The organism is Enterococcus sp. LJL99, from assembly GCF_054871725.1.
Genome location: NZ_JBTXLT010000001.1, coordinates 517,443 through 543,909, shown reverse-complemented (window position 1 = coordinate 543,909; position 26,467 = coordinate 517,443). Strand labels below are relative to the sequence as shown.

Sequence of the window (26,467 nt, the reverse complement as noted above, 5' to 3'; positions counted from 1 at the left end):
TTCGAATGCTACAATCTTTTTTTACTTATTTTTCTAATAAGAAGGGTTTAATTTCTGAACGCTGTCCATTCAGCTTTTGAGTAAAATATGATACAGTATAGAAGACGTAAAGATCAGTCGTTGTTTGAAAAAAACTTGGCAGAGTCGGACGTAAAATGATATAAGGAGAAATGATAGATGATTTTTGATTCTCATACTCATTTAAATGCAGAACAATTTAATGAAGACATTCCCGAAACAATTCAGCATGCAAAAGAATTAGGTGTGACTGAAATGGCGGTTGTTGGGTTTGATCAGCAGACCATTCGTAAATCTTTGGAACTAAGTCAACAATATCCTGAAATTCAAAGTATTATTGGCTGGCACCCTACAGAAGCTGGAAGTTATACAGCTTCAGTTGAAAAACAATTACAAGAACAATTAACATTGCCGAAAGTTGTGGCTTTAGGCGAAATCGGTTTAGATTATTATTGGATGGAAGATCCGAAAGAGGTTCAAGATCGTGTGTTTCGACGCCAAATTGCGATTGCGAAAGAAATGAATTTACCGATTAGCATTCATACGAGAGATGCAATAGAAGACACGTACAAGATTTTAAAAGACGAAGATATTCGAGATATCGGGGGCATTATGCACAGCTTTAGTGGCGATAGCGAGTGGATGGAACGGTTTTTAGATTTAGGAATGCATATTTCTTTAAGCGGAGTGGTGACGTTTAAAAAAGCACTTGAAGTTCAAGACGTTGCTAAACAGGTACCGTTAGAATCTTTATTAGTTGAAACAGACGCGCCGTATTTGGCCCCAGTACCTTATCGTGGAAAACGAAATGAACCAGGGTATACCCGCTATGTTGTTGAAAAAATTGCCGAACTAAGAGAAGTACCCTTTGAAGATATAGCAAAACAAACAACTAAAAATGCACATCGTTTATTTAGGTTAAGCCAATGACAGAAAAACTTAAAATTGAAGAAATTATTGTCGTTGAAGGAAAAGATGATACGCGCCGAATTCAAGAGGTAGTTGATGCAGATACGATTGAAACAATTGGTTCTGCGATTAATGAAGAAATTTTAGCTCAAATTGAACATGCACAAGAAATGCGAGGAGTAATTATTTTTACTGATCCTGACTATTCAGGAGAAAAGATCCGTAAAACAATCATGGAAGTTGTTCCAGATGCTAAACATGCCTTCCTTTCTCGTCGGTTGGCAACACCTAAAAAGCGTGGTAGTAGTTTAGGTGTAGAGCATGCGAGCGATGAAACAATTTTAGAGGCTCTAGAGAAAGTCGTTACGCCATCTCACGAGCAAGATGACTATCAAGAGATTCCTAGGCAAGTTTTGCTTGATTATGGTTTAATTGCTGGAACTCATGCGAAAGAGCGCCGAGAAAAACTAGGAGACGAATTGCGAATTGGCTATACAAACAGTAAACAACTTACTAAACGACTAAAAATGTTTCGTATCACGGAGCGTGAATTGAGAGAAACAATGGACAAATTACAGGATTTAAGTGTGAAACAATCGGAGGAATCAAATTGACAGAGTATAAAGAAATAGCTACCCCTTCAAGAACAAAAGAGATATTGAAGAAACATGGTTTTTCATTTAAAAAGAGCCTGGGGCAAAATTTTTTGACGGAACCAAATATATTACGCAAAATCGTCGAAGCGGCGGCAATCAATGAAGAAACGAATGTCATTGAAGTGGGACCAGGGATTGGTGCATTAACTGAAAAATTGGCTCAAAATGCGGCTCAAGTTTTAGCATTTGAAATTGATGATCGTTTAATTCCAGTTTTAGCAGATACATTAAGTCCTTATGAAAATGTTACGGTTGTGCATAGTGATGTGCTTAAGGCGGATTTAGTTGGAACGACGAAAGAAGTATTTAAACAAGAGCTACCGATTAAAGTGGTTGCTAATTTACCGTATTATATTACAACCCCAATCATGATGCATTTTTTAGAATCTGATTTAGAGGTTGAAGAAATGGTTGTGATGATGCAAAAGGAAGTGGCGGATCGGATTTCAGCAAAACCAGGAACAAAAGCATACGGCTCTTTATCGATTGCGGTACAATATTTTATGGAAGCAAGTATTGCCTTTATCGTTCCAAAAACAGTTTTTATTCCACAACCAAATGTTGATTCCGCAATTATCAAGTTGACTAAACGTGAAAAACCAGCGGTGAGTGTGGTGAATGAAAAGGAATTCTTTAAATTAACGAAAGCTTCTTTTCAATTAAGACGTAAAACGTTATGGAATAATTTGATTCATTTCTATGGAAAAGATGATCAAACGAAAGCTTGGTTGACTGAAAGTTTAGCAGAAGCCGAAATTGTTCCTTCAAGAAGAGGTGAAACGCTATCTTTAGAGGAATTTGCACGATTAAGTAATGCGTTAGAAAAAAATAAATAATGTAAAATAGATGTAAAAAATTTTGAAGCATTATTTTTGTAAACTGATAGACGTTACTTTTTTCAAATGATAGTTAATTGAGAGAAATTATTTTAAATAAATTGAGAACTAGATACTGAAGTGTATCAATAGGTTCTCTTTTTTTTAATTGCATTTGATTGATTACTTCCCTTATAGTATTATATTTATAACAATGTAAAAATAGATAATATAGTTTTAAACTAAATAGGAAAAAATTTTTTAATCATATTTTTTTCTAAATGAGTCAATTTCATAATTCATTTTTTTGAAATAAAGACGAATAATGCTTGCAATAACTGTAAATGAGACCGGTATATAAGAGTTAACCAACTACCTTCATCACTAAAATGGCATATGAATTTTATTTTCCTTGTATCATTGTTCGGGTTCAATGTTTTTTTGCGAATTATGAAATTAACTCAAATAGTTTCTAATTTTGAAATAAATATAAACCGTGAAAATGAGTTATTTGAATTCAGCTATAATAAATTCATTTGTACATGCGAGAAAGAGGGTAAATGTTTTTAATTCGCAAAGAAACTATTGAATACTTAAAAAATAACTATGGTGAATCATCTATGTTGTCAGGGTACGTAATTGCACAAGGAATGTCCTCAAACACGAATGAAGCTATGTTATTATTAAGTGAAAATAAGCTAATCATTCTTTTTATCAGTAAATTTTCAAGTAATTTAGTTCAAAAAGTTGAATTCGACAAAAATGAAATTTCAGATAGTATAATCCAAAAGGGATTTTTAGTAACTGTTTGGACATTCACTGCTAGAAAACAGCAATGGAAATTTCGTATACAAAGGAAAATACTTCCATTAGGGAATTTACAAGCAGTATGTGGGTGAGACAAAAGTAAAAAACACTTTTGTTTTATCTTTTAAAACCGAACAAACGGTGGTGCAAAAGTAGCTCTTTTGGAAATAAGCCGAAATTTACCAAAAATTTGAAGAGCAATTTTCGGAAATTCCTTTTTATTTCTCAGAGCTAGCCACTTTTGTCCCAACCTCATAAATAAGTGAAAGGGGAAGATTGATATGTCAGATGAAAAAAAGAAAAATGAAAAGCTGGTATTAAAAAGAAGTGTTATGAAAGAAGAAACGCCAGCATACGATACTATGTTAGGAAATGGGCAAGATGGCGTTAAGGATCATGTTTTTGTTGTCAAAGAAATAGGGGATCAAGAAGTTTTGAAAGATGAAGTGTATACCTCTAATTTTGAGCTACTTAAAAAATTTATCATGAATACTACTGAACCTGTGGAAATTTATTTTTATTCTAATGGCTGTTTACTTAAAACGATTACCCGTAGGGCAGAGTTAGATAAAGAAGATATGATATTTTTACTAAGTAGTTGGACATTGAATTTTTGATTACATTACACGTTTTATCAAGAAAACGTTTAGTGGGAAGACAAAAGTAAAAAAAGTTTAGTCTATCTTAGAAAACCTAATAAATGGTATAAAACAATCAGAATCTCGGCAATTTCCGAACCATCATTTATTGCAAAGAACGCAATAACAGCTGTTCCGTCTAATTGCTCGATTCTAAATGATTGTTTCATGAGCTGAGTAAAAGTAGTTATTATGCTTTGCTTCAATCACAACAAATCTTAATGACTGAAGGCTTTAAAATTAAGAATTGTTGTAAAACACAGTGAATGAAATGAACCGAGGTTGCAGAATATCTACTTGATTCTAAAAGTTAACGGTATTTTATTTCCCCACTATCTTACTTAATAAATTTTTATGTTGGTGGAATGAAGAGAGTTCTAGCTAGAAAAAGCTATAGAATTTTGAACTTAGTTTGATAATTAGATGTTAATTCTATATGTGTCTTGACACCTAATCTTTTTTTGCGTAAAATGAACCCATCATATGTGTCTTGACACATCGAGAGGGAGAAGATAATGAAAAGAATATCTGTCAGAGAATTAACACTTTCTTCATTACTAATTGCTATGGGAATTATTATTCCTTTAGTTATGCCAAGAATTACGATTGGACCAGCCTCTTTTACATTGGCAAGTCATGTACCGATTTTTATTGCAATGTTTTTCTCACCCGGAGTTGCTATTGCCGTAGGGATAGGAACTGGGTTTGGTTTTTTTCTTTCAGCAACACCTATTATTGCTTTTAGAGCTTTTTCTCATATTATTTTTGCTGTAATTGGTTCTATTTATTTGGAGAAACATCCAACCATCGTTTTAACGAATAAGAAATCTATTTTGTTAAATGGTCGTTTTCAGCTGTTCAATTTAGTGATTGCCATTCTTCATTCTATTACTGAATTAGTGGTAGTGAGTATTTTTTACACCATGGGAAATATGCCAGATACTTATTACACAGCCGGATTTATGTATTCTATTTTTTTATTGATGGGAATCGGTGGGCTGATTCATAGTTTGGTTGATTATAGTATCGCTTATTATATTTCTTATGCATTGAGTAAACGATTTGATATCCCCGTTTTTACTAAAGCTAAGAAAATAGCTCAAAAGGAAAATGAATTAAAAAAAGCTGATTCAGTGATTAAAGAAATGATTAATTGAAAAAATAAGAAAGTGAGGACAAACGTGCATGTACGTTGTTCTCACTTTCCTACTTTTATTTAAATTTAATAGGGGGCATAGGGAAGATAAGCATTGCTAGCTATCAAGTCAAATCATCTAATTTTCCAGTTTAAGGAAGTTTAATCACATCTTCTGTTTCTGTATCAAAGAAATGAGCTTTGTTGATATTGAAGGCTAAATCAACCATTTCACCTGGATTGTGGAAGTCGCGAGCATCTACTTTAGAGATGAATTCAGTATCTCCTAAGCGAGTATAAAGCATTGTTTCGGCACCAAGTAACTCAGAAACAACAACTTCAGATCCAACGACAGCATCGCTCATTGTATCTAGTGCTACTTGTTCACTGTGGATATCTTCTGGACGAATACCAAAAATAATTGATTTTCCTTCATAACCTTTTTCCACAAGAATTTTATTTTTTCCTTCAGGAATTGTTAATTCTAAGCCGTGACCATCACGAACGACACCATTGTTCAATGTAACGTTAAAGAAGTTCATAGCTGGTGATCCGATAAATCCGGCAACGAAAACATTGTTTGGTGTGTTATATACTTCTTTTGGAGTACCAATTTGTTGAATAAAGCCATCTTTCATGATAACGATTCGATCGGCCATAGTCATCGCTTCTGTTTGGTCATGGGTAACGTAAATTGTTGTTGTTTCTAAACGACGGTGCAATTTAGCAATTTCTGCACGCATGGCAACACGTAATTTAGCATCCAAGTTTGATAATGGTTCATCCATCAAGAAGACTTTAGCATCACGAACGATGGCACGACCTAAGGCAACACGTTGACGTTGTCCACCAGAAAGTGCAGCTGGTTTACGTTTTAAGTATTCAGTTAATCCTAAGATTTCTGCGGCATTTTCAACACGTTTTTTGATTTCTGCTTTATCGTATTTACGAAGTTTCAAACCAAAAGCCATATTATCGTAAACGGTCATATGTGGGTATAACGCATAGTTTTGGAAAACCATGGCAATATCACGATCTTTAGGAGCGATATCATTCATGACTTTATCGCCAATCAATAATTCTCCTTCTGAAATATCTTCAAGACCTGCAATCATTCGTAAAGTAGTTGATTTACCACAACCAGAAGGTCCTACAAATACGATGAATTCGCGATCTGCGATATCTAAGTTAAAATCGGTTACTGAATAATTTTCTGCATTATCATATTTTTTATATACATGTTTTAAAGCCATTTCTACCATTTTCGTCACTCATTTCTTTTTTATTTATGTACTCAGTATAATGAAAGCGCTATAGTACCTCAATGGTAGACTGCACAAGAAAACGTTCTCTTTTTCGTCAAAGTGACAAAAAAGTTAGTAAAGTACATTAACCTTATCGTGGATTGAGTAGGTAGAAATTGAATTGAAAAATGAATGGTTTAATTTGTTTGTCAAAATATACTCGCTATTTCTACTTACTTCATAGGATTAAGGAGTCAATTTTGTTATAATAGATAAAAGATGTTTTTTGAGGAGAGAGGGATTAGGATGAAAATCGCAATGATTGCTCATGATCGAAAAAAAGAGTTGATAGTGAAGTTGGCTCTAGCTTATCAACCTATTTTAGCAAAGCATCAATTATTTGCTACAGGAACAACGGGTTTACGTATTTCTGAAGCGACAGGATTATCTGTTCATCGATTTAAATCAGGACCACTAGGTGGTGATCAACAAATTGGTGCAATGATTTCAGAAGATAAGTTAGATATGGTTATTTTTTTGCGAGATCCACTAGCTGCACAACCGCATGAACCAGATGTAACAGCGTTGATTCGTTTAAGTGATGTTTATGAGATTCCACTAGCGACAAATATCGGAACTGCAGAAATTTTGCTAAGAGGCTTAGATGCAGGTTTTGCTGATTTTAGAAAGGTTGTTCATGAAATGGACAATCAACCAATTTCCCTTTAAATGAAATCGGTTGTTTGCACTATAGTAGGGAATATGCTATATTTCAACTAGGCGTATGCCTAAAAATAAACAGAGTAGAAAATAGAGCGTTAAGTGCTAAGAGGATGGGATGTTGCCTTTTGGACGAAGAATGATGAGTTTGGGAACTAAGCAAAGTATTAGTCTCCGTGCTTTTTGATTCGCGGTTTTGTTTTCGCATTCGCTGCATGAGATTGATGTAGCAACTCTTAAAGGAGATGCTAGACATGAAGAGAAAGTTAGATACACGTGCATTAACGATGATGGGACTCTTGATTTCATTGATTGTTGTGTTTACTCGATTTCTTTCGATTGAAACACAATTTTTAAGAATCAGTCTGACGTTTATTCCAGAATCATTGATGGCTATTTTATTTGGTCCATTTTGGACAGGAATTGGTGCAGCACTTGCAGATACAGTGGGCATGATGCTTTTCCCGAAAGGGCCATATTTCCCAGGATTTACTTTAAATGCTTTTATCACAGGGGCTATTTATGGCTTTTTTTATTACAAAAAAGAGTTGACTTGGTACCGAATAGTAATGGCGACTTTTTTAGTGACCGTTATTGTACATCTAATCCTAACACCTTTATGGTTGAGTTTATTGTATGGTGTCGATCTTTCTATTTTTGCTTGGTGGGTACCCAGAATTATCAAATCTGTAGTTTTCTTCCCGATTCAAGTAATATCGACTTATTATCTTGGCAATAAAATTCCATATAAACAATTTTTGACAAAATCATTTGCTAAATTAAAATAAAAAAAAAACCCACAAACTTCCTAACATCCTTGAGAAGTTTGTGGGGTTTTAAGTAATTATTATTGTTTTTTTATGTCCCGATTAAATTTTGAAAATCAAAAATCATAGATACAATTTGAGCGGTTTGTCCAAGTTCTGCTGTTGTAGCTTTTTCTATGAAGTGGATATCGCGTTGTTTGGAAATAAAATCTAGTGTTTTTATTTGTAATGGATTGATATAACCATGTGTAACATGAGAACGATCTAGCGGGATAAAGTTGGCTTTATTTGTGCTAGTTATAGGACAGACTGCTACAAACCCAGTTGAGCCATTATAATAATGGCTACTTATCACAATTGCTGGCCGTCTTTTTTGAATTTCACGTCCAGCGCTGGGATTAAAGTTGATTTGTATTATATCTCCTTGATTTGGCAGATATCCTTTATATTTAAAGACCATTACAACATCTCTCTTCCGGTTATATCTTCTGGGAAACTATCGCCTACATCGATTTTTTCGTTATTTGCGAATGCTTGTTCAAAAATGTTTGGTGTTTTTTTTATAAAGGTGATTGATTCATCTTCACCCATGATTGCGATATACTCAACATTTTCCTGAATTCCAAATTTTGTTGGGATAGTCAAAACAATAGCATTTCCTTGTTTTCTTGTCTTCATTGTGAATGCTCCTTTATTATGGATTTTTTTCAGCATGTTCATACTTTTCTACTTTTAAGTATATCATCGTGAAAAAGTAATTACAATGTTTTTACTTTTTCGCTAGGAAAATAGTAAGATTTTTATAGCTTATATTTGTGAATTGAAATAGATAAACGTAGTTTTTCATTACAATCAAATAGGAGTAAAAAAAAACCGCAAACTTCCTAACATTCTTGAGAAGTTTGCGGGGTTTTTAAGTGCTTACTTAACTAAATTTGTTGATTTTTAAACTGAGCTTCATAAAGCGATTTATAAGCGCCGTCTGATTTGTGAATCAACTCTTGGTGTGTCCCAATTTCAATCACATGCCCTTGATCCATTACTAATATTTTATCGGCATTTTTGATTGTTGAAAGGCGGTGGGCAATAACAAAACTGGTTTTTCCTTTCATCATTTCTAGAAAGGCATCTTGAATATTTTTTTCTGTCAATGTATCAACTGAACTAGTTGCTTCATCTAAAATCAGCATCGGCGGATTACTAATCATCGTTCGGGCAATGGTCATTAATTGACGTTGTCCTTCGGAAATTTTAATCCCACTTTCGCCAATTAAGGTGTTTAGACCTTGAGGTAAACGACCAATGAAATCATAGATATATGATTTTTTCATAGCGGTCTCAATTTCTTCGTCGGTAGCGCTTGGATTTCCATAAATCAAATTTTCTTTAATAGTGCTATCAAACAGCCAGGTGTCTTGTAAAACCATTCCAAAGCTCTGGCGTAAACTATCTCTGGTAACTTGATTAATGGATGTTCCATCAATTGTGATTTCACCACTATTTACATCATAAAAACGCATCAAAAGATTAACGAGAGTCGACTTTCCTGCACCTGTTTTTCCGACGATAGCAATCGTTTCACCAGGCAAAGCCTTTAAATTAAAATCTTCAATTAAAGGTTTATTTGGTACATAAGAAAAATCAACATTTTTGAAGGTGACTTCCCCAACGACTTTTTCTAAAACTTTGGCGGTTTCACTATCTGGTGTTTCCAGTGGTTGATTTAAGATTTCGTTGGTTCGATCAAGTCCAGCTATGGCCGTTTGGATTTGGGTAGTAATTCCTGATAATTCAATAAATGGTTTAGAAAATTGAGTTGAATAAATAGTAAAACTTGAAATGATTCCAATCGTAACGAATTGATTTCCGCTTAAATAGAGTAATCCGCCTACAAGACCTATCAATAAATACGCTAAATGGTCAATAAAACGTGAGAGGGGATTGGTTAGTGACGAAGAAAATTGTGCTTTTTGTCCTCGAACATAAAGGTGTTGATTTAATTCTTCAAATCGATTTTGCGAAACCTCTTCTTGCTGAAAAGCTTTGACGATTTTTTGATTGCTAATCATTTCAGCAACAAATCCAGAAATTTCTCCGACGATTTTTTGTTGCGCAGAGAAGTTCTTTTGTGAAGCTTTCACTACTAACCAGTTGACAATAAAAATGATTGGCGTAGAAATTAAGACTACACAAGTTAATAAAGGACTTAAATAAAGCATAAAGAACAAAGCAAAAATCACGACGGCTACGCCAGAAAATAGTTGATTAAAGACAGCCGAACAAGCAATTGAAATATTATCCATATCATTGGTGAAGCGACTAATAATATCTCCGTGAGAAGAGCGATCAAAATAATTTAACGGTAATTTATTCAAATGATCAAAGGCATCTTTTCTTAGTTCAGCAACAGATAGGTAAGAGACGCGATTTCCTAACCGTTGGATTAACCATTGACTGATTACAGTGATAAATAAGATTGCTGCTAAATAAACAAGTAACTGCATTAAACGCGTAAAATCAACTGCTTGTTTTCCAATCATAGTATCAATCGATTTCCCCATATAATAAGTCATCAAAACAGTCGTTAAACCACTAGCAAGTCCTAAAATGATTGCAAGAATCATCTCGATTCGATAACGCAGTAAATAAGGCATGAATCGCTTTAATGAGCCGTTTTTCTTCTTTTTATTCATCATTTGCAGAATCCTCCTTTTGCGAATCAACAATTTGTTGATAATGTGGAGAAGTTTTTAAGAGTGTGTCATGTGTACCTAGACCAACTTGTTTCCCACTATCTAAGACTAAAATTTGTTGTGCTTGTTGGATTGAACTGATTCGTTGAGAAATAATGATTAAAGTCGTTTCTTTTAAATCTCTTCGTAATGCGGTACGCAGATCTAAATCAGTTTGATAATCCAAGGCACTTAGCGAGTCATCTAAAATCAAAATTTGCGGTTTGCGGATTAAAGAGCGAGCAATCGTTAGTCGTTGTCTTTGACCACCAGAAAAGTTTTTCCCGCCTTCATAAATAGGAGTATCCAATCCTTTTTCAAGTCCAACTACAAATTCTTTACACTGAGCAGTCTCCAGCGCTTGCCAACATTCTTCATCCGTAGCATCTTGTTTTCCCCATTGTAAATTTTCTCGAATGGTTCCAGTGAATAACACGGCTGTTTGAGGAGTAATTCCGATTAGCTGACGTAATTTTTCTAATGGATACTGTTTCACATCGACCCCGTTGACAAAAATCGTTCCTTCGCTGACATCATAAAACCGAGGAATTAATTGAGTAAGTGTACTTTTCCCGCTACCCGTGGGGCCTGTGATTCCTAACATTGAGTTTTTAGGAATAGTTAAGGTAAGATCACTTAAAGCGAGTCCTGCATTTTTTTGATAACGGAAAGAAACATGTTCAAAGAAAATTTCATCCGCTGATTCTTCGATTTCAGTCAATTCATTAGAAATACTGGAGTCAATCTCTAAGACCTCATTAATTCTTGAAGCTGAGGCAGAAGCACGAGTAAAAATAATGACTAAATTTGAGACGACAATCAGAGCAAGTAACATTTGATTCATATAATTGATAAGTGCTAAAACTTGTCCTTGTTCTAAATGCCCAATATTAACTTTAATGCCACCTATATAAAGAATCAATAAAATACCTAGGTTCATTACTAAAGTAGTAGCTGGTGTTAAGAGAGCCGATATATTTGAGACATGAATATAAGTAGTCGATAAGTCGTCTGTAACTTCGTCCATATGTTTTTTTTCTGTTTTTTTCCTAGCAAAAGCGCGAATGACACGAACTCCGCTTAAATTTTGGCTAACTTGGCGGTTTAACAAGTCAAGTTTGCCTTGAACCTTTTTGTATAAAGGAACAGTCTTTTTAATAATGATATAAAGAATCAGACAAAAAATTGGCAACATTAATAGAAAAATAAAACCAGCTTGAACATCAATATAAAATGCCATAATAACTGAACCAATACTTAAAAAAGGTGCTCGGATAACTAGACGAATCAACATTGCTAACGCTAATTGTAATTGATTGACATCATTGGTTACACGAGTGATTAATGTATCAGTCCCGAAAAAGTTTAATTCAGTATGAGAAAATTGATTGATTTTTTTCATAACTTGATTTCGTAGTTCTGTTCCAAAACCTTGTGATGCAATAGAAGAAAAATATTGACAAATCAAGACGCATCCCAATCCAATCAATGACATTGCAAACATCCAAAGAGCCATTTTAATAACATAACTAGAATCATTCATCCGGATTCCTTGATCAACTAATTTTGCCATAAAGAGTGGGAGGACTAATTCAAAACAAGCTTCTAAAAATTTAAAAAAAGGACCTAATATAATTTGCTTTCGATATTTTTTTGCATATTTAAGTAAACCTAACATACTGCTCCTCCTAATTATTAAACTAAATTCTATTGTATCTCACTATTCTAATGAAATAAAGGCAAAGGATTGAGGTTGGAACAAAATAAGATACGCCTCCAAAAGTGTCTTTTCTTATACACTTTTTTTAAAATCGTTTCGAAAGTGGCTGACTCCGAGAAACAAATAGGTACGACGTAGCGTTGAATTATTGTTTACTCCGTAAGTTATCACTAAATGAATAGGCTATTAAAATTTTTAGTGTAGTGTAGAGTAAGAATGAAAAGTATAGTTTATAGACAAACTTTAAAATTTTATCATAAAATAAACAAGATTAATCATTGATTTGTAAAAAATAGTAAGAAATCAGTGAAATGATTTGTAATATTTGATGGAGAATCGGGTGAAAATGAGAAAAAATCTAAAAAATTAATAGAAAATGAGAAAGAAAAGCAACAAAACAAGCATACTAGTAAATAGTTAATGTTTGTTTAAGAATATTAAATAACAATTGATAAAATAGGATTTCTAGGGATAATCATTGTTTTTTTAGCTATAAATATTACAGTGAAAGGGTTATTTTCTTTAAAATGTAATCAATTGTAACGCTATTGAAATAATATACGGGTTTTTGATTAGTATAATAGATTGAGTTGGATTTATGTAAGAAAGGTGTTGGATTCAGTGAAAGTAAAGCAGTTGATACCATTTTTAGCTGTTAGTTTAATGTTGAGTTCTCTTCCACTTACTGCCTCAGCAGAGTCGCTAGATGCTTTAAAACAAAAAGAAGCTCAAGCAACTGAGACAGGGAATGAACTGAATAAAGATATTAATAGTGCTTTAAATGATGTTAATGAAAAATACGCTGAAATTGAAAAAATTAAAGTAGATATTTCAAACACAGAAGAACAAATCAAGACTTCTGAGGCTGAAATTACTGCTACAGAAAAAAGTATCGAACGCCGAAAAGAAGCAGTCGGAGAACGGATGAAAGATGTCCAAGTGAACGGCGATCAACGAACGTTGCAAGCATTATTAGAAGCTGAAAGTTTATCGGACTTTTTTAATCGAGCGTATGCGATGACCATATTACAAAATGCTGAGCGTGAAAAAATCGATAAATTATCTGAAGATAAAGAGAAATTAGCAGAGCTTCAAGAAACTGTAAAGAGTAAACAAACAGAATTAACTGATAATAAAGCAAAATTACAAGAAGAAGCAACTGCTATGGATGCACAAGTTGCGACGTTGAAAGATCAGTTAGCAAATAATGAAGAAGTTCTAAAACAAATTTCTACAGATAAACAAACAGAAGAAAAACGTCTTGAAGATGAAAAGAAATTGGCGGAAGCGAAGAAGCAAAGAGAAGCAGAGGAAGCTAGAAAAGCTGAAGAAGCAGCTCTCAAAGAAGCTGAAGAGGCTAAAAAGGCTGAGTCAAGTACACCACCAGTTACCGAAACTAGCTCAGGTTCTTCAACTGATTCTACGGTTCAACCTGAAGCACCAGTCACTGATGTAGGAAATACAACTGGCAATGGAAAAGTATTATATATGGAATCGACTGCCTATTCTTGGCGTGAAGCTGGTTCAGGATACATTACTGCGACTGGGATTGATGTTCGTACGAATAGTAATGTGATTGCAGTTGACCCTAGTGTGATTCCTTTAGGTTCTTTGGTTAATGTTGAAGGCTATGGAATTGCTATTGCTGGTGATACAGGTGGCGCAATCAAAGGAAATATCATTGATGTGCATTTTGATACGGTAGATCAATGTAGAATTTGGGGACGTAGACATAACGTTCGTGTAGAAATCTTGTAAATAAACAAAATGGTTCTTAGGATGACTTTCTAAAATTCTAAGGGCCATTTCTTTGTTTGTTTTTTTTATTGTGATGCAAAAATTCGTTTATTATCAAAAAAGATGCTACACTAAATAATGAAAGAGAGGAATATTGATGATTCGTTTTGCAACAAAAAAGGATGGGCAAGCAATTGCACCATTAATTTTGGTTATTTTAAAAGATATGGAATTACCGTTATTAGATATTGTTTCTGAAGAGACGATAGTAGAAATTTTGAGTGAAGCGCTTGGTGACCCAACCTATCGTTATGGTTTTGAAAGAGGGATTGTGTATGAAGTAGAGGGTGAAATTGCTGGAGTAGCGTTTGGCTATCCAAGTGAAGATGAGCCTCAAATCGATGAACCATTGAAAAAAGTACTAAAAAAGTATGATTTACCAGAAGACGTTCAATTATTTGTCGATCCTGAGACCCTTCCTGATGAGTGGTACTTAGATACGATTTCTGTTAATGAAAAATTCAGAGGTACGGGAATTGGTTCGAAATTACTAAATGCGTTACCAGATATTGCTAAAAGAGATGGAAAAAAAATAATTGGCTTAAACGTTGATCAGGCAAATCCAGCGGCTAAAAAATTATATGCCCGTAAAGGGTTTGAAACTGTGGAAGAAATGACTTTGAGTGGTCATCTTTATGATCATATGCAGAAAAAAATCGACTAAAATTAGTAAAAGTAAAAGTAGCACTAAATCATTGGAGTATTCACAAATCCAATGGTTCAGTGCTACTTTTTTCTAATGAATTAACAGCTTTTAGGCGTGAGGGTAAATTTTCTATACGTATTTTTTTTCTTATTATAAAGCCAATAGTCTAAAATCGCAGCAATACAAATACATAGTGGTGCATCTTCATCATCAGGAACATTCAAAATAAAATAATCCCCAGAAAAAAGCGTTGCTTTATCCATTTCCATGATTTTTTGTTTCATGTGATAAATAGAGTAGCGATGGTTGTAGATATCACCAATAGCCACCCAATGTAAATGATGAACATAGTAAAACTCTGGTCTAAGATTTACAATTTTTTTTAAGACGCCAACCTTTTTAAAATCCTTATGTAATTCAAAACGACTACCAAAGACAAAAGAGGTTTGTTTGATACTGGCGACTAATTCACCTTCCATTGTATAAAGAGAGAGGGCATCACCTTTAGTTCCCCAGCGACCGACAAGCAGAAACAGGGATGTTCCATCTTCATCTTTGACGATGGTCCTAGTGATATTACTTAATTGTTTTTCTTGAATAAAATATTCAGACACAAAGTGACCCTCCCATCCTAGTTGTTAATTGTTCGATTATAAATCTTCTCTGATAGCTCTTAAAATAGCCTCACCAACACCATTTTCCAAGTTTGTTGATGTCGTATATTTTGCTTCGTCTTTGACTGCTAATTCAGCATTTCCCATAGCAAAACTAACACCAGCCCATTGCAACATGCTGACATCGTTGAAATTATCGCCGATTGTCATTACTTCTTCAGGTAAGATGCCTCGTTCTTTGGCAACTTGTGCAACAGCGATTCCTTTTTGCGCACGAACATGATTGATTTCAATGTTGTTTTGAGCAGAAGAAGTGATGGCAAGTTCTCCTAATTTTTCAATTTCAAGACTTGCTGGTCCTAAGACTTTTGGACCATCCATACTAAAACCGATGATTTTTAAAACTTCAACATCGTCTTTTTCAATGACCGCACGAATATCATCAACATAATTGATTGCCAATAGTGATAAGTGAGCCGCTGCCATTGCAATGGCTACTTTATACGTTAAGTGAGGCATCGTTGTTGCGATATGAGAAGCAAAGTTTTCGATTCGTCGTTCTTGTTGTTGAGAAAAAATTCCTTTATTTGTAGAAACTTCAAAATAAATATCATTTTCTTCTAAAATATCTATGATAGCATTTGCTTTTTGTTTTTCGATTCCAGCAGTAAAAAGGGAGTTGCCTAATTTATCGAAGACTTGAGCACCGTTCAAGGCAATCATCGCACAATCAATCCCAGCTTCTTCTAATGCTGGTTTTGCTTCGGTATAAGCGCGACCTGTTGCAACCATAAATTCGATTCCTAGACGATTGGCTTCGCGGATTGCCGAAGCGTTATCGCTGGAAATACTCATTTTTGAATCTAATAATGTACCATCCATATCTGAAGCAATTAATTTTATCATTTGTTTATATACACCCCGTTAAATTGTCTTACGTCTATTCTACCACGATTTCGTGTTTTCAGTGTATAAAATTTCCTTGTACCTTTTCGTAAAATTAGCTATCCTTAAAAGGGAGAATGAAAGTCAAGAAAAAAATAGCTAAAAAACATTAAGGAGTGAAAAAATGAAAGAGATTATTCACAATAGCTGGCAAAATGTTTTACAAGATGAGTTTTCAAAAAAATATTATTTAACACTAAGAGCGTTTTTAAAGCAAGAATATCAACACCAACGAATTTATCCTGATATGTATCATATTTTTTCTGCTTTGGAGTTGACGCCTTTTGAAGAGGTAAAAGTAGTCATTTTAGGTCAAGATCCTTATCATGGACCTAATCAAGCACATGGATTGAGTTTTTCTGTTCAACCTGGAGTCAAAATTCCTCCTTCTTTAGTTAATATTTATAAAGAATTGGAAGATGATTTGGGCTATGCACCTGTTTCTCATGGATTTTTAGAAAGTTGGGCCAAACAAGGGGTTTTACTACTGAATACTGTGTTGACTGTCCGTAATGGTCAAGCTTATTCACATCGCGGTCAAGGGTGGGAGAATTTGACTGATGCAATTATTCAAAAACTAAATGAGCGCGAAAAACCAGTTATATTTATTTTATGGGGCAAACCAGCACAAGAAAAAATCAAAATGATTGATACGACACGCCATATTATCTTGAAAGGACCTCATCCGAGTCCATTATCTGCTTACCGAGGCTTTTTTGGTTCGAAACCTTTTTCATCTGCAAATCGAGCGTTAGAAGAATTGGGTGAAACACCAATTGATTGGAAACTACCTGATACAGTGTAGTACAACAAGGTCTATCTGTTATAGTGTAGATCATTAAGTTTGTGAAACCATTATCAGACTAACTTTTTTTCACTAATACAGTTAGAAAGAACTGTTTTTTTTCTATAGAATGGTGTATGATGAGAAGGTAAATAGAATATTGGAGGGTATATCGTGGAATTATTCGATAACTTAAAATTTAAAATCGTACGTCGTAACATTAAAATTGTTTTCCCAGAAGCTAAAGATCCCCGTATTTTGGGAGCTGCTGCACGTTTGAAAGCAGAAGAATTAATGGAACCAATTTTAATCGGCAAATCAGAAGAAATCGTAAAAGCAGCTCACGCTAGAGGAATCAAAACATCTAACTTTACTATTATTGATCCAGATAATTATGATCGTTGGGATGAAATGGTTGCTTCTTTTGTTGAGCGTAGAAAAGGCAAAGTGACTGAAGAAGATGCGCGTAAAATCTTAAAAGATGTTAACTATTTTGGTACAATGTTGACTTATATGGGGTTTGCTGATGGAATGGTCAGTGGTGCAATCCATTCAACTGGCGATACAGTACGCCCTGCTCTACAAATTATTAAAACTAAACCAGGTATTAGCCGTACAAGTGGTGCGATGATTATGGTTCGCGGTCGTGATCAGGAAAAATATATTTTCTCTGACTGCGCGATTAATGTAAATCCAACGGCACAAGAGCTTGCTGAAATCGCCGTTGACAGTGCTAGAACAGCTGAACTATTTGATATTGAGCCTAAAGTGGCGATGATGAGCTTCTCTACCAAAGGGTCTGCGAAAGCACCTGAAGTGGATAAAGTGGTAGAAGCAACAAAAATCGCTCAAGAATTAGCTCCTCAATATGAAATTGATGGAGAATTACAATTTGATGCTTCTTATGTATCCTCAGTTGCACAACTAAAAGCACCTGATTCGAAAGTAGCCGGAAAAGCAACAGTATTTGTTTTCCCAGAATTACAATCTGGAAATATTGGCTACAAAATTGCACAACGCTTAGGAAATTTTGAAGCAATTGGACCAATCTTACAAGGATTGAACAAACCAGTTTCAGACTTATCTCGTGGAGCAAATGAAGAAGATATTTATAAATTATCAATCATTACAGCTGCACAAACATTGATGAACGATTAATTCATTTAAAAGAGTCAAAACTCATTTTTTAGTGGGTTTTGACTCTTTTTTTATTGTTAATTGCTCAAAGGCTCATATTTCGGTATACTAACACTACATAAAAAACGGTAAATCAGTTGAAAAGTAGGGATAGCATGAAAATTTCAGTTCAAAATTTAGAAAAAACGGAGCAATTAGGCTTAGTGATTGGCAAACTTGTTTCTGCAGGAGATGTCATCATTTTATCAGGTGATTTAGGCGCTGGGAAAACAACATTTACTAAAAGTTTGGCGTTAGGATTAGGGATTGAACAAATGATCAAAAGCCCGACATACACGATTATTCGTGAATATCAAACTGGACGTTTGCCATTGTATCATATGGACGTTTATCGAATTGGCGGAGAGGCTGATGAACTAGGTTTGGAAGAGTATTTCGAAGGAGATGGCGTTAGTGTTGTTGAGTGGGGACAGTTATTAGAAGAAAATTTACCAGAAAATTATCTTGCGATTGATTTAGAGAAAGAGTCCGAAAATCTTGAAAAAAGAATCATGACAATTAAAGCTCATGGTAGAAAAGCTGAAAAACTGTTGCAAAAAATTGAAAAATTGGAGGAACTAAAATGACCGCTATAGATTTTGTGATTCGTGAAGCCATTCCAAATGACGGGGATAAAATATTATCTGTATTGAAAATCATTGGAAGTGAGACCCCTTTTTTGATTATGGATGAAAAAGGATTGGAAATGAATTCTGAAGCGATGCGTGAAAATCTTGCGAATCTATATGAGTCTTCCAATAATGTGTTGCTTGTAGCCCTTGCCAATGATGAAGTTGTGGGTACGGCTTCAGTCAAAGCTTCTTCAAAGAGTAGGATGGAGCATATCGGGGAGATTGGAATTAGTATTTTGAAGGATTACTGGGGCTTTGGATTAGGTAGTTTGATGATGGAAGAAATTATTCTTTGGTCAAGAGAAAGTCAGGTGATTCGTCGTCTAGAATTAACCGTTCAAGATAGAAATCAACGAGCGATTCATGTGTATGAGAAACTTGGCTTTAAAACAGAAGCTATTATGCCACGCGGAGCTAAAACTGATGCTGGTGAATTTTTAGACGTTCATTTGATGAGTATGATGATTGATTAAAACGTTTTATTTCGATAAGGAATATTTTGTTACATTTGGTAGGATTTCAGGACAAATTATTGTTGATTAAATATGGACAAAGTTTCATACAAAGATTATAGGAGTACTTAACTGTCATAAAAATTAAATAAAATAAGTATGAACCTAAGAATAGTTAAAATACAACGGTTAGGAATACGATTGAATTGAGATAAGAACGGATAACTCCGCGAAATAGGCCGTAATTTTACGAAAATTGTTCTGCAAATTTTTGGGTGAATTCCGGCCTATTTTAATAAGAAAAAAATACAATCAATAATAAAGTATGATTGGAGTTAGAGAGCATATCTAATAAAAAGAAAGTGGAGCAAATACTATTAAAAACTCAAGCTTTTGATGGTATGTTTTCTGGGAAAGATTGTCCACGTTATAGGGCATACAAACTAAGACCTGAAGATAAATATGAAACTTTGATAGCTAAGTTGTTTAATCAGCAAACGATTCTCAAAGAGAAAATTGAAAACGAACTTTAAAGGAGAGGTAGCGTTATCAACAATATAGTAAAAAACGCCTTATTATTAAGAACTCAAGGAAAATTAGTAGAATCCAATAATTTACTAATCACATTAAAAGAAAGTAGCGATCCGTGTATCAATTATCAAATCGCATGGAGTTTTGATCTTTTAGAAAAAGAAACAGAAGCTATCTATTATTATGAAAAATCAATTGAAAACGGTTTAGAAGGTAAAGATTTAGAAGGAGCATTTATTGGTTTAGGTAGTACTTATCGAGTAGTTGGAAAGTATGACTTAGCAGAGAAAACATTAAAAAGGGCGATGGTTAAATTTCCTTCAAATAATGCGTTGAAAGTATTTTATGCAATGGTATTACACAATTTGAAAGAGTCTTCTGAATCGATGGGGATTTTACTCCAGTTACTTGCTTCAACTTCTAACGATAAAGATATCAAAGAATACACAAAAGCATTGGTCTATTACTCAGATAAATTAGACCAAACTTGGTAGCATGTCATGAAATCTCGTGAATTTATGAGAGGCTATGACTAATGATGGTTGAAAAGAAGGGGGAAATTATGAATAACACAAAAATGACCAAAATTAGTGAGCGACATATCCTTTTTACACATGATTTAGTTGATTGGACATTAACCAATCATTTGATTATTGGTGAAATGAAGAATTACTTGATAGATACTGGGTTAGGTTCATTAAGTATGCAACCTATAAAGGAGTTTTTGAACAATGATTCTAAGCCGTTGATTGTAATAAATAGTCACTATCACTGGGATCATGTATGGGGAAATGGCGAATTTAAAAACCATTTGGTTGTATCTCATGATTTATGCAGACAGTTGATGAGCAATAACTGGCAACAAATGATTGCAAAAAATGGGCAGTTTAAAGAAGGAAATGTAGAAATGTATTTACCAAATTTAACGTTCAATGATCAACTAATTTTTCCAGAAGATCAATTATATTTATATCACACCCCTGGACATACAGTGGATACAATAAGTGTATGGGATGATAAAGAAAAAATTCTTAATATCAGTGATAATATTGGCGATGACCTGAGTGAACTACTTCCAAGTTTAGAAGTGGAAAAAAATATATTTAGAAAGACAATATCTGAATATATCGAAATGAAGCCAAAACTGTGTATTTCTGGTCATATTGAAATGGTAGATCCTGAGGTATTAAAACAGCTATTGCTTGAATAATTTATCAGGCGGTCATTTGATGAGAAAAGACGAGCACGTCATTTATCTTTAGTGTAATCATATCTATACCCAAAATAGAAAGGAGGAGCTGAATAATGAAAAGATATGTTGCCTTGTTACGAGGGATTAACGTTGGCGGGAAAAATAAGCTTTCTATGCCGTTGTTAAAAAAAGAAGTAGTAGAAAGTGGTTTTTCAGAGGTTACTACTTATTTAAATAGTGGGAATATCATTTTTTCAAGTACAATTGTGGATAAAACTATCCTTTCAAATCAAATAAAAGCAATAATTATGAACAAATTTAATCTAATGATTCCAGTTTACATTATTTCTCAAAACGAACTAAATGAATTATTGGAAAATGCTCCTGAATGGTGGGGAGACGACAATAAAGAAATTTATGATAATCTTATTTTTATGATGCCGCCCTTATCGGCAAAAGAACTTTCTAATGAACTTGGGGAACCTAAAGCAGAATATGAACAGATAGCTAGTTATAATAATTCTGTATTTTGGTCATTTAATCGTAAAAACTATCAAAAGACAAATTGGTGGTCAAAAACTGCTACTAATAAACTGAAAAATAGTATCACCATTAGAACGGCAAATACGGTAAAAAAAATATCTTGTATGTAATAAATTTACCTATTCAATTTCATTGAGATTGATGTTCTTCATTGTATGAAAATGCTATCGAAAAATGAGCGGTTTTTGGTATAAGAACTTGAATTCTGAAAATGGATAAATTGAATATAACGACAAAAAAGATTCAAGTATTTGTCGTAAAATGTTGATGAAAAACTAGTTGTATGGAGAAAAATTTAAAAAGAAAAGGGGCGTTAAAAGGTGAATGATCAACAAAATGGTAAAGGGGTAGGATAGATTTTAATTGGTAGGGTCATTTTTACGTTATATACATTTCTAACTATTGGTTTAAAATTGATAAAAAAATAGCCACATTAGATACTTGCCACAAAATGGTACAGTTATCAATGTTTTACTGTATGGGGCTATTGGAACGAATTATGTACCAGTTGGTTTTGATAATTAAAAAAAGTATGTCAATTTCAAAAATATCAAAATCATTGGGATAAGAAGGGCTAAACTCCAAGAAACAAGCAGAAATTATTCAACATCGAATGGAAACTTTTTCGTGTTTCTTGTCAATTTCGTGAGTTATCTTATCTACTGGATTCTTGGCGCTGGCCTTCTTATCCCAATCTCTTAATCAAACGGAATCTCGAATAATCAATTCAGTTTTTAAAGCAATATTTTGCTCAAGTGTTTCACCTTCGATTTGTGCAATCAACTTTTGCGCGGAATACTTTCCTAATAGCTCGATTGGTTGAGAAATTGTTGTGATCTCAGGAAATGTTAAAGCAGCAATTGGTTGATTATCAAAACCTAGTACAGCTAAGTCTTTTGGAATTTGGATGTTATTTTTTCGTGCTTCGCTAATGATTCCAGCCGCGACCTCATCTCCGTTTGAAAAAACAGCCGTGGGGCGTTCTTCAGGAGTATCAATAAACCATCTTATAAAGTTTCTTCCTCCGTCAATCCCTAAAGTATGCTCCAAAAACCAATTTTCATTAAAATCTAAATCATATTCCTTCAATGCTTTCAAAAAGCCTTTAAATCGCTGGTCGTTGTTATTTAAAACATTGCCTGTACAGAAAGCAATTTTCTGATGTCCTTTTTGAATCAAAAATTCCGTTCCTCTAAAACTTGCTTCTTCCTCATCGATATGAATTACAGGTAATTTTTCTTCTCCAATATAACGATTACAAATCACGACTTTTCCTTCAGTAATCAACGTTTTAATTTTGCTAGTAGCTGTTTCTAAATTTGTAATAATCAAGCCATCCAATTGTTTTTTTTGGACTAACTCAATATAAAATTCTTCCAGATTTGGATTTCCCTGTGTTTGTAAAACAACTAAATGATAGCCTTTTGCTAATGCTTCTTTTTCAATCGCATCAACAAGATAAGCAAAAAATGGATTAGTGATGTAGGAGATAATGACACCAATCATCATGGAACCTTTTCCACGTAATTGTTGTGCTACGTTATTTGGATAATAGTTCAATTCTTCCATTACTGTATAAATTTTTTTCTTTGTTTTCTCTGAAACATAAGGATGATCATTCAACATGCGAGAGACAGTTGTAACTGATACTTTCGCTTTTTTCGCAACATCTTCGATTGTAGCCATAGGTTACTCCTTTGTACTTTTTATAATTTAATTATAGCTAAAATCTCATAGATAGCAACAAATAAATTTTATGAAAACGATTGACATATGAAAACGATTGACATATACTCAATTCATAAAGAAAGCGGATACGTATTTGGTTGGACGATTTCGCTAAAAGTAATCTGAATAGTCAGCTACAATTATGAAATAATAATTGTAAATATAAATTTAAAGGGGATTTTGACATGAAGAAAAAGTTAATAGGTTTAGGTGTACTAGCGTTAGCAGCGAGTGTTTTCTTAGTCGGGTGTGGTAGTGGAGGAAAAAAAGCTGGGGGAGACGATAGCAAAAAAACAGAAATCAGTATGTTAATCGGGAAAGAAGAAATTGCCAAAGAGCTTGATGAAACCGTTGAAGCGTATAATTCGTCACAAGATAAATATCAAGTAAAAATAATTCCTTTAGCAGGACAAAATGCGACTGAAAAAATCACGTCGTTGTATGCTTCTAAAAATGCTCCAGTGATTATGAATACGGGTGTTTATTCTGAACTTTCTCAATGGAAAGAGAAATTTTTAGATTTATCTGATATGGAGATCGTAAAACATATTGATCAAAAATACTTAGATGCTGGAACAGTTGATGGAAAAGTCATCGGCTTACCAACAACGATCGAAGCGTTTGGTTATTTGTACAATAAAGATGTCTTGGATGAAGCAACAGGTGGCGATTTTGATCCAGATAGTATTACTAATCGTAAAGATTTAGAAAAATTAATGATACAAATCGATAAGTTAAAAGATAAAAAAGCAATAGAAGTTTCTCCAATGGATTGGTCATTAGGTGCGCATTATACAAACTTACTATTTACAGATCAATCAGATCAAGCCAACGAACGGATGGCGTTTATGGATGGCATGAAAGCTGGTTCTGAAACTCTTTCTGACAATCAAGTGTATAAAAACTGGGTCGATACCTTCGACTTAATGAAAAAATATAATACTGCAGCAAAATCACCTCTTTCAGCAGACTATGATTCAGCAACTTTAGGTTTGGCAAATGGCGATATTGGCTTATGGTTTATGGGAAATTGGGCGTATCCACAATTAAGAGAAGCAAATCCAGATGCAAAAATCGGTATTCTACCAGTACCAATGTCAGAAGAAGCTGGTGCATATGGAAATACGCAAATTTCGATTGGTGTTCCTCAAACGTGGACAATTGACGGCACACAATCTTCTAAAGAACAACAAGAAGGCGCTAAAGAATTTTTGACATGGTTATATGAAGATGAAAAAGGTCAAGATTATTATGTAAATAAAATGGGCTTTATCCCAATCAATGATAATGCCAAGGTAGAACCGAAAGATGAACTATCAAAACAAATTTTACAATACTTACAAGACGATCGCGGATTAGAATGGATGAATGCTCATTATCCAGCTACAGCCTTCCCAGCAATGGGTGCTTCTCTACAAAAATATTTAGGGGATGAAATCGATCGCACAGAACTTGCTAAAGAACTTGAAGACTATTGGAAGAGTAGCGCTGAATAAGCGCTCTTCTTTCATATTGATAGAATAGGGGGGAAATACATGTATTCTGAAAAAAGTTTCTTGGAAAAAATAAAGACATTTGGTGTTTTTGGTGCAATCCCAGTATTTGTTTTTGTAACAGTTATTATTATCCCATTTTTTCTAGGTATTTATATGACATTTACCAATTCAACCGGAACAGATATTTCGACTGAGTTTGTTGGTTTTAAGAATTATATTGATGCATTTAGTGATTCTGGTTTTTGGGATTCAATCTTCTTAACCTTGAATTATACATTTTGGTCTTTGATTTTAACGAATTTGCTTTCATTTTCTTTAGCTTTGATGGTTACTAGTGGGTTTAAAGGCCAAAATTTCTTCAGAATGGGCTTTTTTACCCCCAACTTAATTGGTGGTGTTATTTTAGGATTTATTTGGCAATTTATTTTTGCAAGAATTTTGGTTTCTGTTGGTGGCAACATGGGAATAGGACTATTTGAAAATTCGTGGTTATCAGATCCAAAAATGGCTTTGTGGGCTCTCGTGATTGTAGGCGTTTGGCAAAATTCAGGTTATATGATGCTTTTATACATAGCAGGTTTAGCAGGAATTCCTAAATCGTTAACAGAAGCTGCCGCGTTAGATGGTGCAAACAATTGGCAGATTTTGAAAAAAATAAAATTACCAATGATGGTGCCGTCGTTTACAATCAGTATCTTTTTAACGTTACAAAAGAGTTTCATGGTTTATGATACGAACTTATCACTCACTAAAGGTGGACCCTATCGTTCGACTGAACTGATTTCAATGCATGTCTATAATGATGCTTTCTTATACCAAAATTATGGAACCGGGCAAGCGAAAGCGATTGTACTGTTCTTAATTGTGGCAGCTGTTGCGTTAACACAAGTAGTGGTCATGAAGAGAAAAGAGGTTGAGGCATAATGGGAATGAAATTAGAACGAAATTTAAATAAAATCATTGTTTTTACCGTATGTACGCTGCTTTTTTTACTTTATGTCTTTCCCTTTGCACTGATTATTTTAAACTCATTTAAATCAAGAATGGAAGTAGTTGCTGATCCATTAGCAATGCCGTCTGCGTTTAGTTTTGATAACTTTATTGAAGCTTTTACAACGATGAATTACGGCAGCGCATTAATTAATTCATTAATTGTAACCTTTATTTCGGTTGTTGTAATTATTCTATTTTCATCGATGTTAGCTTATTATTTAGTCCGTTATGATTCAAAAATCAATAAAGTGATTTTTATGGCAATGGTCGCTTCAATGATTATTCCATTTCAATCGCTAATGATCCCATTTGTAACGATTTTTGGAAATCTTGGCTTGTTAAATAGTCGCGGCATGTTGATTTATTTTTACTTAGGTTTTGGTTTAAGTATGGCGACCTTTATGTTTCATGGATTTATTAAAAGTATCCCTGTCGAATTGGAAGAAGCAGCGATCATAGATGGAGCGAATCGTTTTCAAGTCTTTTTCAAAGTGGTCTTTCCTATTTTAAAACCAACGACTGCAACCATCGCTATCTTGGATGTACTTTGGGTTTGGAATGACTTTCTGTTACCATCATTAGTTTTGGTCAATGATGATGTGCGAACATTGCCGCTATCAACTTTCTATTTCTTTGGAAAGTATACTGCGAACTATAATGTAGCGATGGCAGCTTTAGTACTCGTACTGATTCCTGTACTTATTTTCTATTTTATTATGCAAAAGAAAATTATTGCCGGTGTTGTTGATGGTGCAATTAAATAAAATGTTGTTGAGG

The 26,467-nt window shown here is 34.0% G+C and carries 29 protein-coding genes and 1 riboswitch; of the genes, 20 read left to right on the top strand and 9 right to left on the bottom strand.

Going from position 1 to position 26,467, the window contains the following annotated elements; genetic code table 11:
- Positions 1-177: 177 nt before the first annotated feature.
- The 5 genes from ACYSNW_RS02690 (at position 178) to ACYSNW_RS02670 (ending at position 3,822) form a co-directional block, all read left to right on the top strand.
- Positions 178-948 carry a TatD family hydrolase gene (locus tag ACYSNW_RS02690; RefSeq protein WP_461742878.1) on the top strand — a complete coding sequence of 257 codons (771 nt, stop codon included), beginning with the start codon at positions 178-180 and terminating at the stop codon, positions 946-948.
- Positions 945-1,541, top strand: coding sequence for a ribonuclease M5 (gene rnmV, locus ACYSNW_RS02685; RefSeq protein ID WP_461742876.1), 597 nt, complete (start codon positions 945-947; stop codon positions 1,539-1,541). Before ACYSNW_RS02690 ends, rnmV begins: the two co-directional genes overlap by 4 nt.
- The gene (gene rsmA, locus ACYSNW_RS02680; protein ID WP_461742874.1) at positions 1,538-2,419 is read left to right on the top strand and encodes a 16S rRNA (adenine(1518)-N(6)/adenine(1519)-N(6))-dimethyltransferase RsmA; all 882 of its coding nucleotides are present in this window, start codon (positions 1,538-1,540) and stop codon (positions 2,417-2,419) included. Before rnmV ends, rsmA begins: the two co-directional genes overlap by 4 nt.
- A gap of 539 nt (positions 2,420-2,958) precedes the next feature.
- Positions 2,959-3,297 (top strand): hypothetical protein, encoded by a 339-nt coding sequence (locus ACYSNW_RS02675; RefSeq protein ID WP_461742872.1) that lies wholly within the window; start codon positions 2,959-2,961, stop codon positions 3,295-3,297.
- 189 nt (positions 3,298-3,486) lie between these two features.
- Entirely contained in the window at positions 3,487-3,822 is a 336-nt protein-coding gene (locus ACYSNW_RS02670) for a hypothetical protein (RefSeq protein WP_461742870.1), read from the top strand.
- Between the two features lie 62 nt (positions 3,823-3,884).
- On the opposite strand, the gene ACYSNW_RS02665 is transcribed toward ACYSNW_RS02670, so the two are convergent.
- A complete protein-coding gene (locus ACYSNW_RS02665; RefSeq protein ID WP_461742868.1) occupies positions 3,885-4,049 on the bottom strand; it encodes a hypothetical protein in 165 nt (54 codons plus the stop codon).
- Between the two features lie 309 nt (positions 4,050-4,358).
- On the opposite strand from ACYSNW_RS02665, the gene ACYSNW_RS02660 reads away from it, so the two are divergent.
- On the top strand, positions 4,359-5,000 hold the full coding sequence (locus tag ACYSNW_RS02660; protein ID WP_461742866.1) for a hypothetical protein: 642 nt from the start codon (positions 4,359-4,361) through the stop codon (positions 4,998-5,000).
- Positions 5,001-5,130: 130 nt separating this feature from the next.
- Here the strand turns inward: ACYSNW_RS02660 and ACYSNW_RS02655 are convergent, their stop codons facing one another.
- A complete protein-coding gene (locus ACYSNW_RS02655; protein WP_461742865.1) occupies positions 5,131-6,240 on the bottom strand; it encodes an ABC transporter ATP-binding protein in 1,110 nt (369 codons plus the stop codon).
- Between the two features lie 288 nt (positions 6,241-6,528).
- Between ACYSNW_RS02655 and mgsA the strand changes: the two genes are divergently transcribed.
- Both mgsA and ACYSNW_RS02645 read left to right on the top strand, forming a co-directional pair.
- Positions 6,529-6,951: a methylglyoxal synthase gene (gene mgsA, locus ACYSNW_RS02650; protein WP_461742864.1), complete on the top strand. Its 423-nt coding sequence runs from the start codon at positions 6,529-6,531 to the stop codon at positions 6,949-6,951.
- Positions 6,952-7,019: 68 nt separating this feature from the next.
- Positions 7,020-7,158, top strand: a riboswitch (THF riboswitch).
- Positions 7,159-7,187: 29 nt separating this feature from the next.
- A complete protein-coding gene (locus tag ACYSNW_RS02645) occupies positions 7,188-7,730 on the top strand; it encodes a folate family ECF transporter S component (protein ID WP_461742863.1) in 543 nt (180 codons plus the stop codon).
- Positions 7,731-7,800: 70 nt separating this feature from the next.
- Here the strand turns inward: ACYSNW_RS02645 and ACYSNW_RS02640 are convergent, their stop codons facing one another.
- The 4 genes from ACYSNW_RS02640 to ACYSNW_RS02625 form a co-directional block, all read right to left on the bottom strand.
- Entirely contained in the window at positions 7,801-8,169 is a 369-nt protein-coding gene (locus tag ACYSNW_RS02640) for a type II toxin-antitoxin system PemK/MazF family toxin (RefSeq protein WP_461742862.1), read from the bottom strand.
- Positions 8,169-8,387, bottom strand: a complete 219-nt coding sequence (gene mazE, locus ACYSNW_RS02635) for a type II toxin-antitoxin system PemI/MazE family antitoxin (RefSeq protein ID WP_461742860.1) — start codon at positions 8,385-8,387, stop codon at positions 8,169-8,171. The genes ACYSNW_RS02640 and mazE overlap by 1 nt, the downstream gene beginning before the upstream one ends.
- A 251-nt stretch (positions 8,388-8,638) precedes the next feature.
- On the bottom strand, positions 8,639-10,405 hold the full coding sequence (locus ACYSNW_RS02630; RefSeq protein ID WP_461742859.1) for an ABC transporter ATP-binding protein: 1,767 nt from the start codon (positions 10,403-10,405) through the stop codon (positions 8,639-8,641).
- Positions 10,395-12,119, bottom strand: a complete 1,725-nt coding sequence (locus tag ACYSNW_RS02625; protein ID WP_461742857.1) for an ABC transporter ATP-binding protein — start codon at positions 12,117-12,119, stop codon at positions 10,395-10,397. The genes ACYSNW_RS02630 and ACYSNW_RS02625 overlap by 11 nt, the downstream gene beginning before the upstream one ends.
- Positions 12,120-12,770: 651 nt before the next feature.
- Here ACYSNW_RS02625 and ACYSNW_RS02620 point away from each other — a divergent pair.
- Both ACYSNW_RS02620 and ACYSNW_RS02615 read left to right on the top strand, forming a co-directional pair.
- Positions 12,771-13,919 carry a 3D domain-containing protein gene (locus tag ACYSNW_RS02620; protein WP_461742995.1) on the top strand — a complete coding sequence of 383 codons (1,149 nt, stop codon included), beginning with the start codon at positions 12,771-12,773 and terminating at the stop codon, positions 13,917-13,919.
- A gap of 136 nt (positions 13,920-14,055) precedes the next feature.
- Positions 14,056-14,622: a GNAT family N-acetyltransferase gene (locus ACYSNW_RS02615; RefSeq protein ID WP_461742856.1), complete on the top strand. Its 567-nt coding sequence runs from the start codon at positions 14,056-14,058 to the stop codon at positions 14,620-14,622.
- 80 nt (positions 14,623-14,702) lie between these two features.
- Here the strand turns inward: ACYSNW_RS02615 and ACYSNW_RS02610 are convergent, their stop codons facing one another.
- A complete protein-coding gene (locus ACYSNW_RS02610; protein WP_461742855.1) occupies positions 14,703-15,218 on the bottom strand; it encodes an LURP-one-related/scramblase family protein in 516 nt (171 codons plus the stop codon).
- A gap of 36 nt (positions 15,219-15,254) precedes the next feature.
- Positions 15,255-16,124 (bottom strand): Cof-type HAD-IIB family hydrolase, encoded by an 870-nt coding sequence (locus tag ACYSNW_RS02605; protein WP_461742854.1) that lies wholly within the window; start codon positions 16,122-16,124, stop codon positions 15,255-15,257.
- A gap of 163 nt (positions 16,125-16,287) precedes the next feature.
- Here ACYSNW_RS02605 and ACYSNW_RS02600 point away from each other — a divergent pair, with 163 nt between their 5' ends.
- From ACYSNW_RS02600 to ACYSNW_RS02570, 7 genes are all read left to right on the top strand, one after another.
- Positions 16,288-16,968 carry a uracil-DNA glycosylase gene (locus ACYSNW_RS02600; RefSeq protein ID WP_461742853.1) on the top strand — a complete coding sequence of 227 codons (681 nt, stop codon included), beginning with the start codon at positions 16,288-16,290 and terminating at the stop codon, positions 16,966-16,968.
- 153 nt (positions 16,969-17,121) lie between these two features.
- Positions 17,122-18,105 (top strand): phosphate acetyltransferase, encoded by a 984-nt coding sequence (gene pta, locus ACYSNW_RS02595; protein WP_461742852.1) that lies wholly within the window; start codon positions 17,122-17,124, stop codon positions 18,103-18,105.
- A 134-nt stretch (positions 18,106-18,239) separates the two neighbouring features.
- Complete coding sequence (gene tsaE / locus ACYSNW_RS02590) at positions 18,240-18,710, top strand: tRNA (adenosine(37)-N6)-threonylcarbamoyltransferase complex ATPase subunit type 1 TsaE (protein WP_461742850.1); 471 nt, start codon at positions 18,240-18,242, stop codon at positions 18,708-18,710.
- Positions 18,707-19,228 (top strand): GNAT family N-acetyltransferase, encoded by a 522-nt coding sequence (locus ACYSNW_RS02585; protein ID WP_461742849.1) that lies wholly within the window; start codon positions 18,707-18,709, stop codon positions 19,226-19,228. Before tsaE ends, ACYSNW_RS02585 begins: the two co-directional genes overlap by 4 nt.
- Positions 19,229-19,755: 527 nt before the next feature.
- Positions 19,756-20,232: a tetratricopeptide repeat protein gene (locus ACYSNW_RS02580; protein ID WP_461742994.1), complete on the top strand. Its 477-nt coding sequence runs from the start codon at positions 19,756-19,758 to the stop codon at positions 20,230-20,232.
- Positions 20,233-20,300: 68 nt separating this feature from the next.
- Positions 20,301-20,948 (top strand): MBL fold metallo-hydrolase, encoded by a 648-nt coding sequence (locus ACYSNW_RS02575; protein WP_461742848.1) that lies wholly within the window; start codon positions 20,301-20,303, stop codon positions 20,946-20,948.
- Between the two features lie 95 nt (positions 20,949-21,043).
- Entirely contained in the window at positions 21,044-21,583 is a 540-nt protein-coding gene (locus ACYSNW_RS02570; protein WP_461742847.1) for a DUF1697 domain-containing protein, read from the top strand.
- Positions 21,584-22,175: 592 nt separating this feature from the next.
- On the opposite strand, the gene ACYSNW_RS02565 is transcribed toward ACYSNW_RS02570, so the two are convergent.
- Positions 22,176-23,159: a LacI family DNA-binding transcriptional regulator gene (locus ACYSNW_RS02565; protein ID WP_461742845.1), complete on the bottom strand. Its 984-nt coding sequence runs from the start codon at positions 23,157-23,159 to the stop codon at positions 22,176-22,178.
- Between the two features lie 227 nt (positions 23,160-23,386).
- Here ACYSNW_RS02565 and ACYSNW_RS02560 point away from each other — a divergent pair, with 227 nt between their 5' ends.
- The 3 genes from ACYSNW_RS02560 to ACYSNW_RS02550 are packed head-to-tail and all read left to right on the top strand — an operon-like array spanning position 23,387 to position 26,454.
- On the top strand, positions 23,387-24,697 hold the full coding sequence (locus ACYSNW_RS02560; protein ID WP_461742844.1) for an ABC transporter substrate-binding protein: 1,311 nt from the start codon (positions 23,387-23,389) through the stop codon (positions 24,695-24,697).
- Positions 24,698-24,736: 39 nt separating this feature from the next.
- Positions 24,737-25,621, top strand: a complete 885-nt coding sequence (locus tag ACYSNW_RS02555; RefSeq protein WP_461742842.1) for a carbohydrate ABC transporter permease — start codon at positions 24,737-24,739, stop codon at positions 25,619-25,621.
- Positions 25,621-26,454, top strand: a complete 834-nt coding sequence (locus ACYSNW_RS02550) for a carbohydrate ABC transporter permease (protein ID WP_461742841.1) — start codon at positions 25,621-25,623, stop codon at positions 26,452-26,454. The genes ACYSNW_RS02555 and ACYSNW_RS02550 overlap by 1 nt, the downstream gene beginning before the upstream one ends.
- The last annotated feature ends 13 nt before the right edge of the window (positions 26,455-26,467 follow it).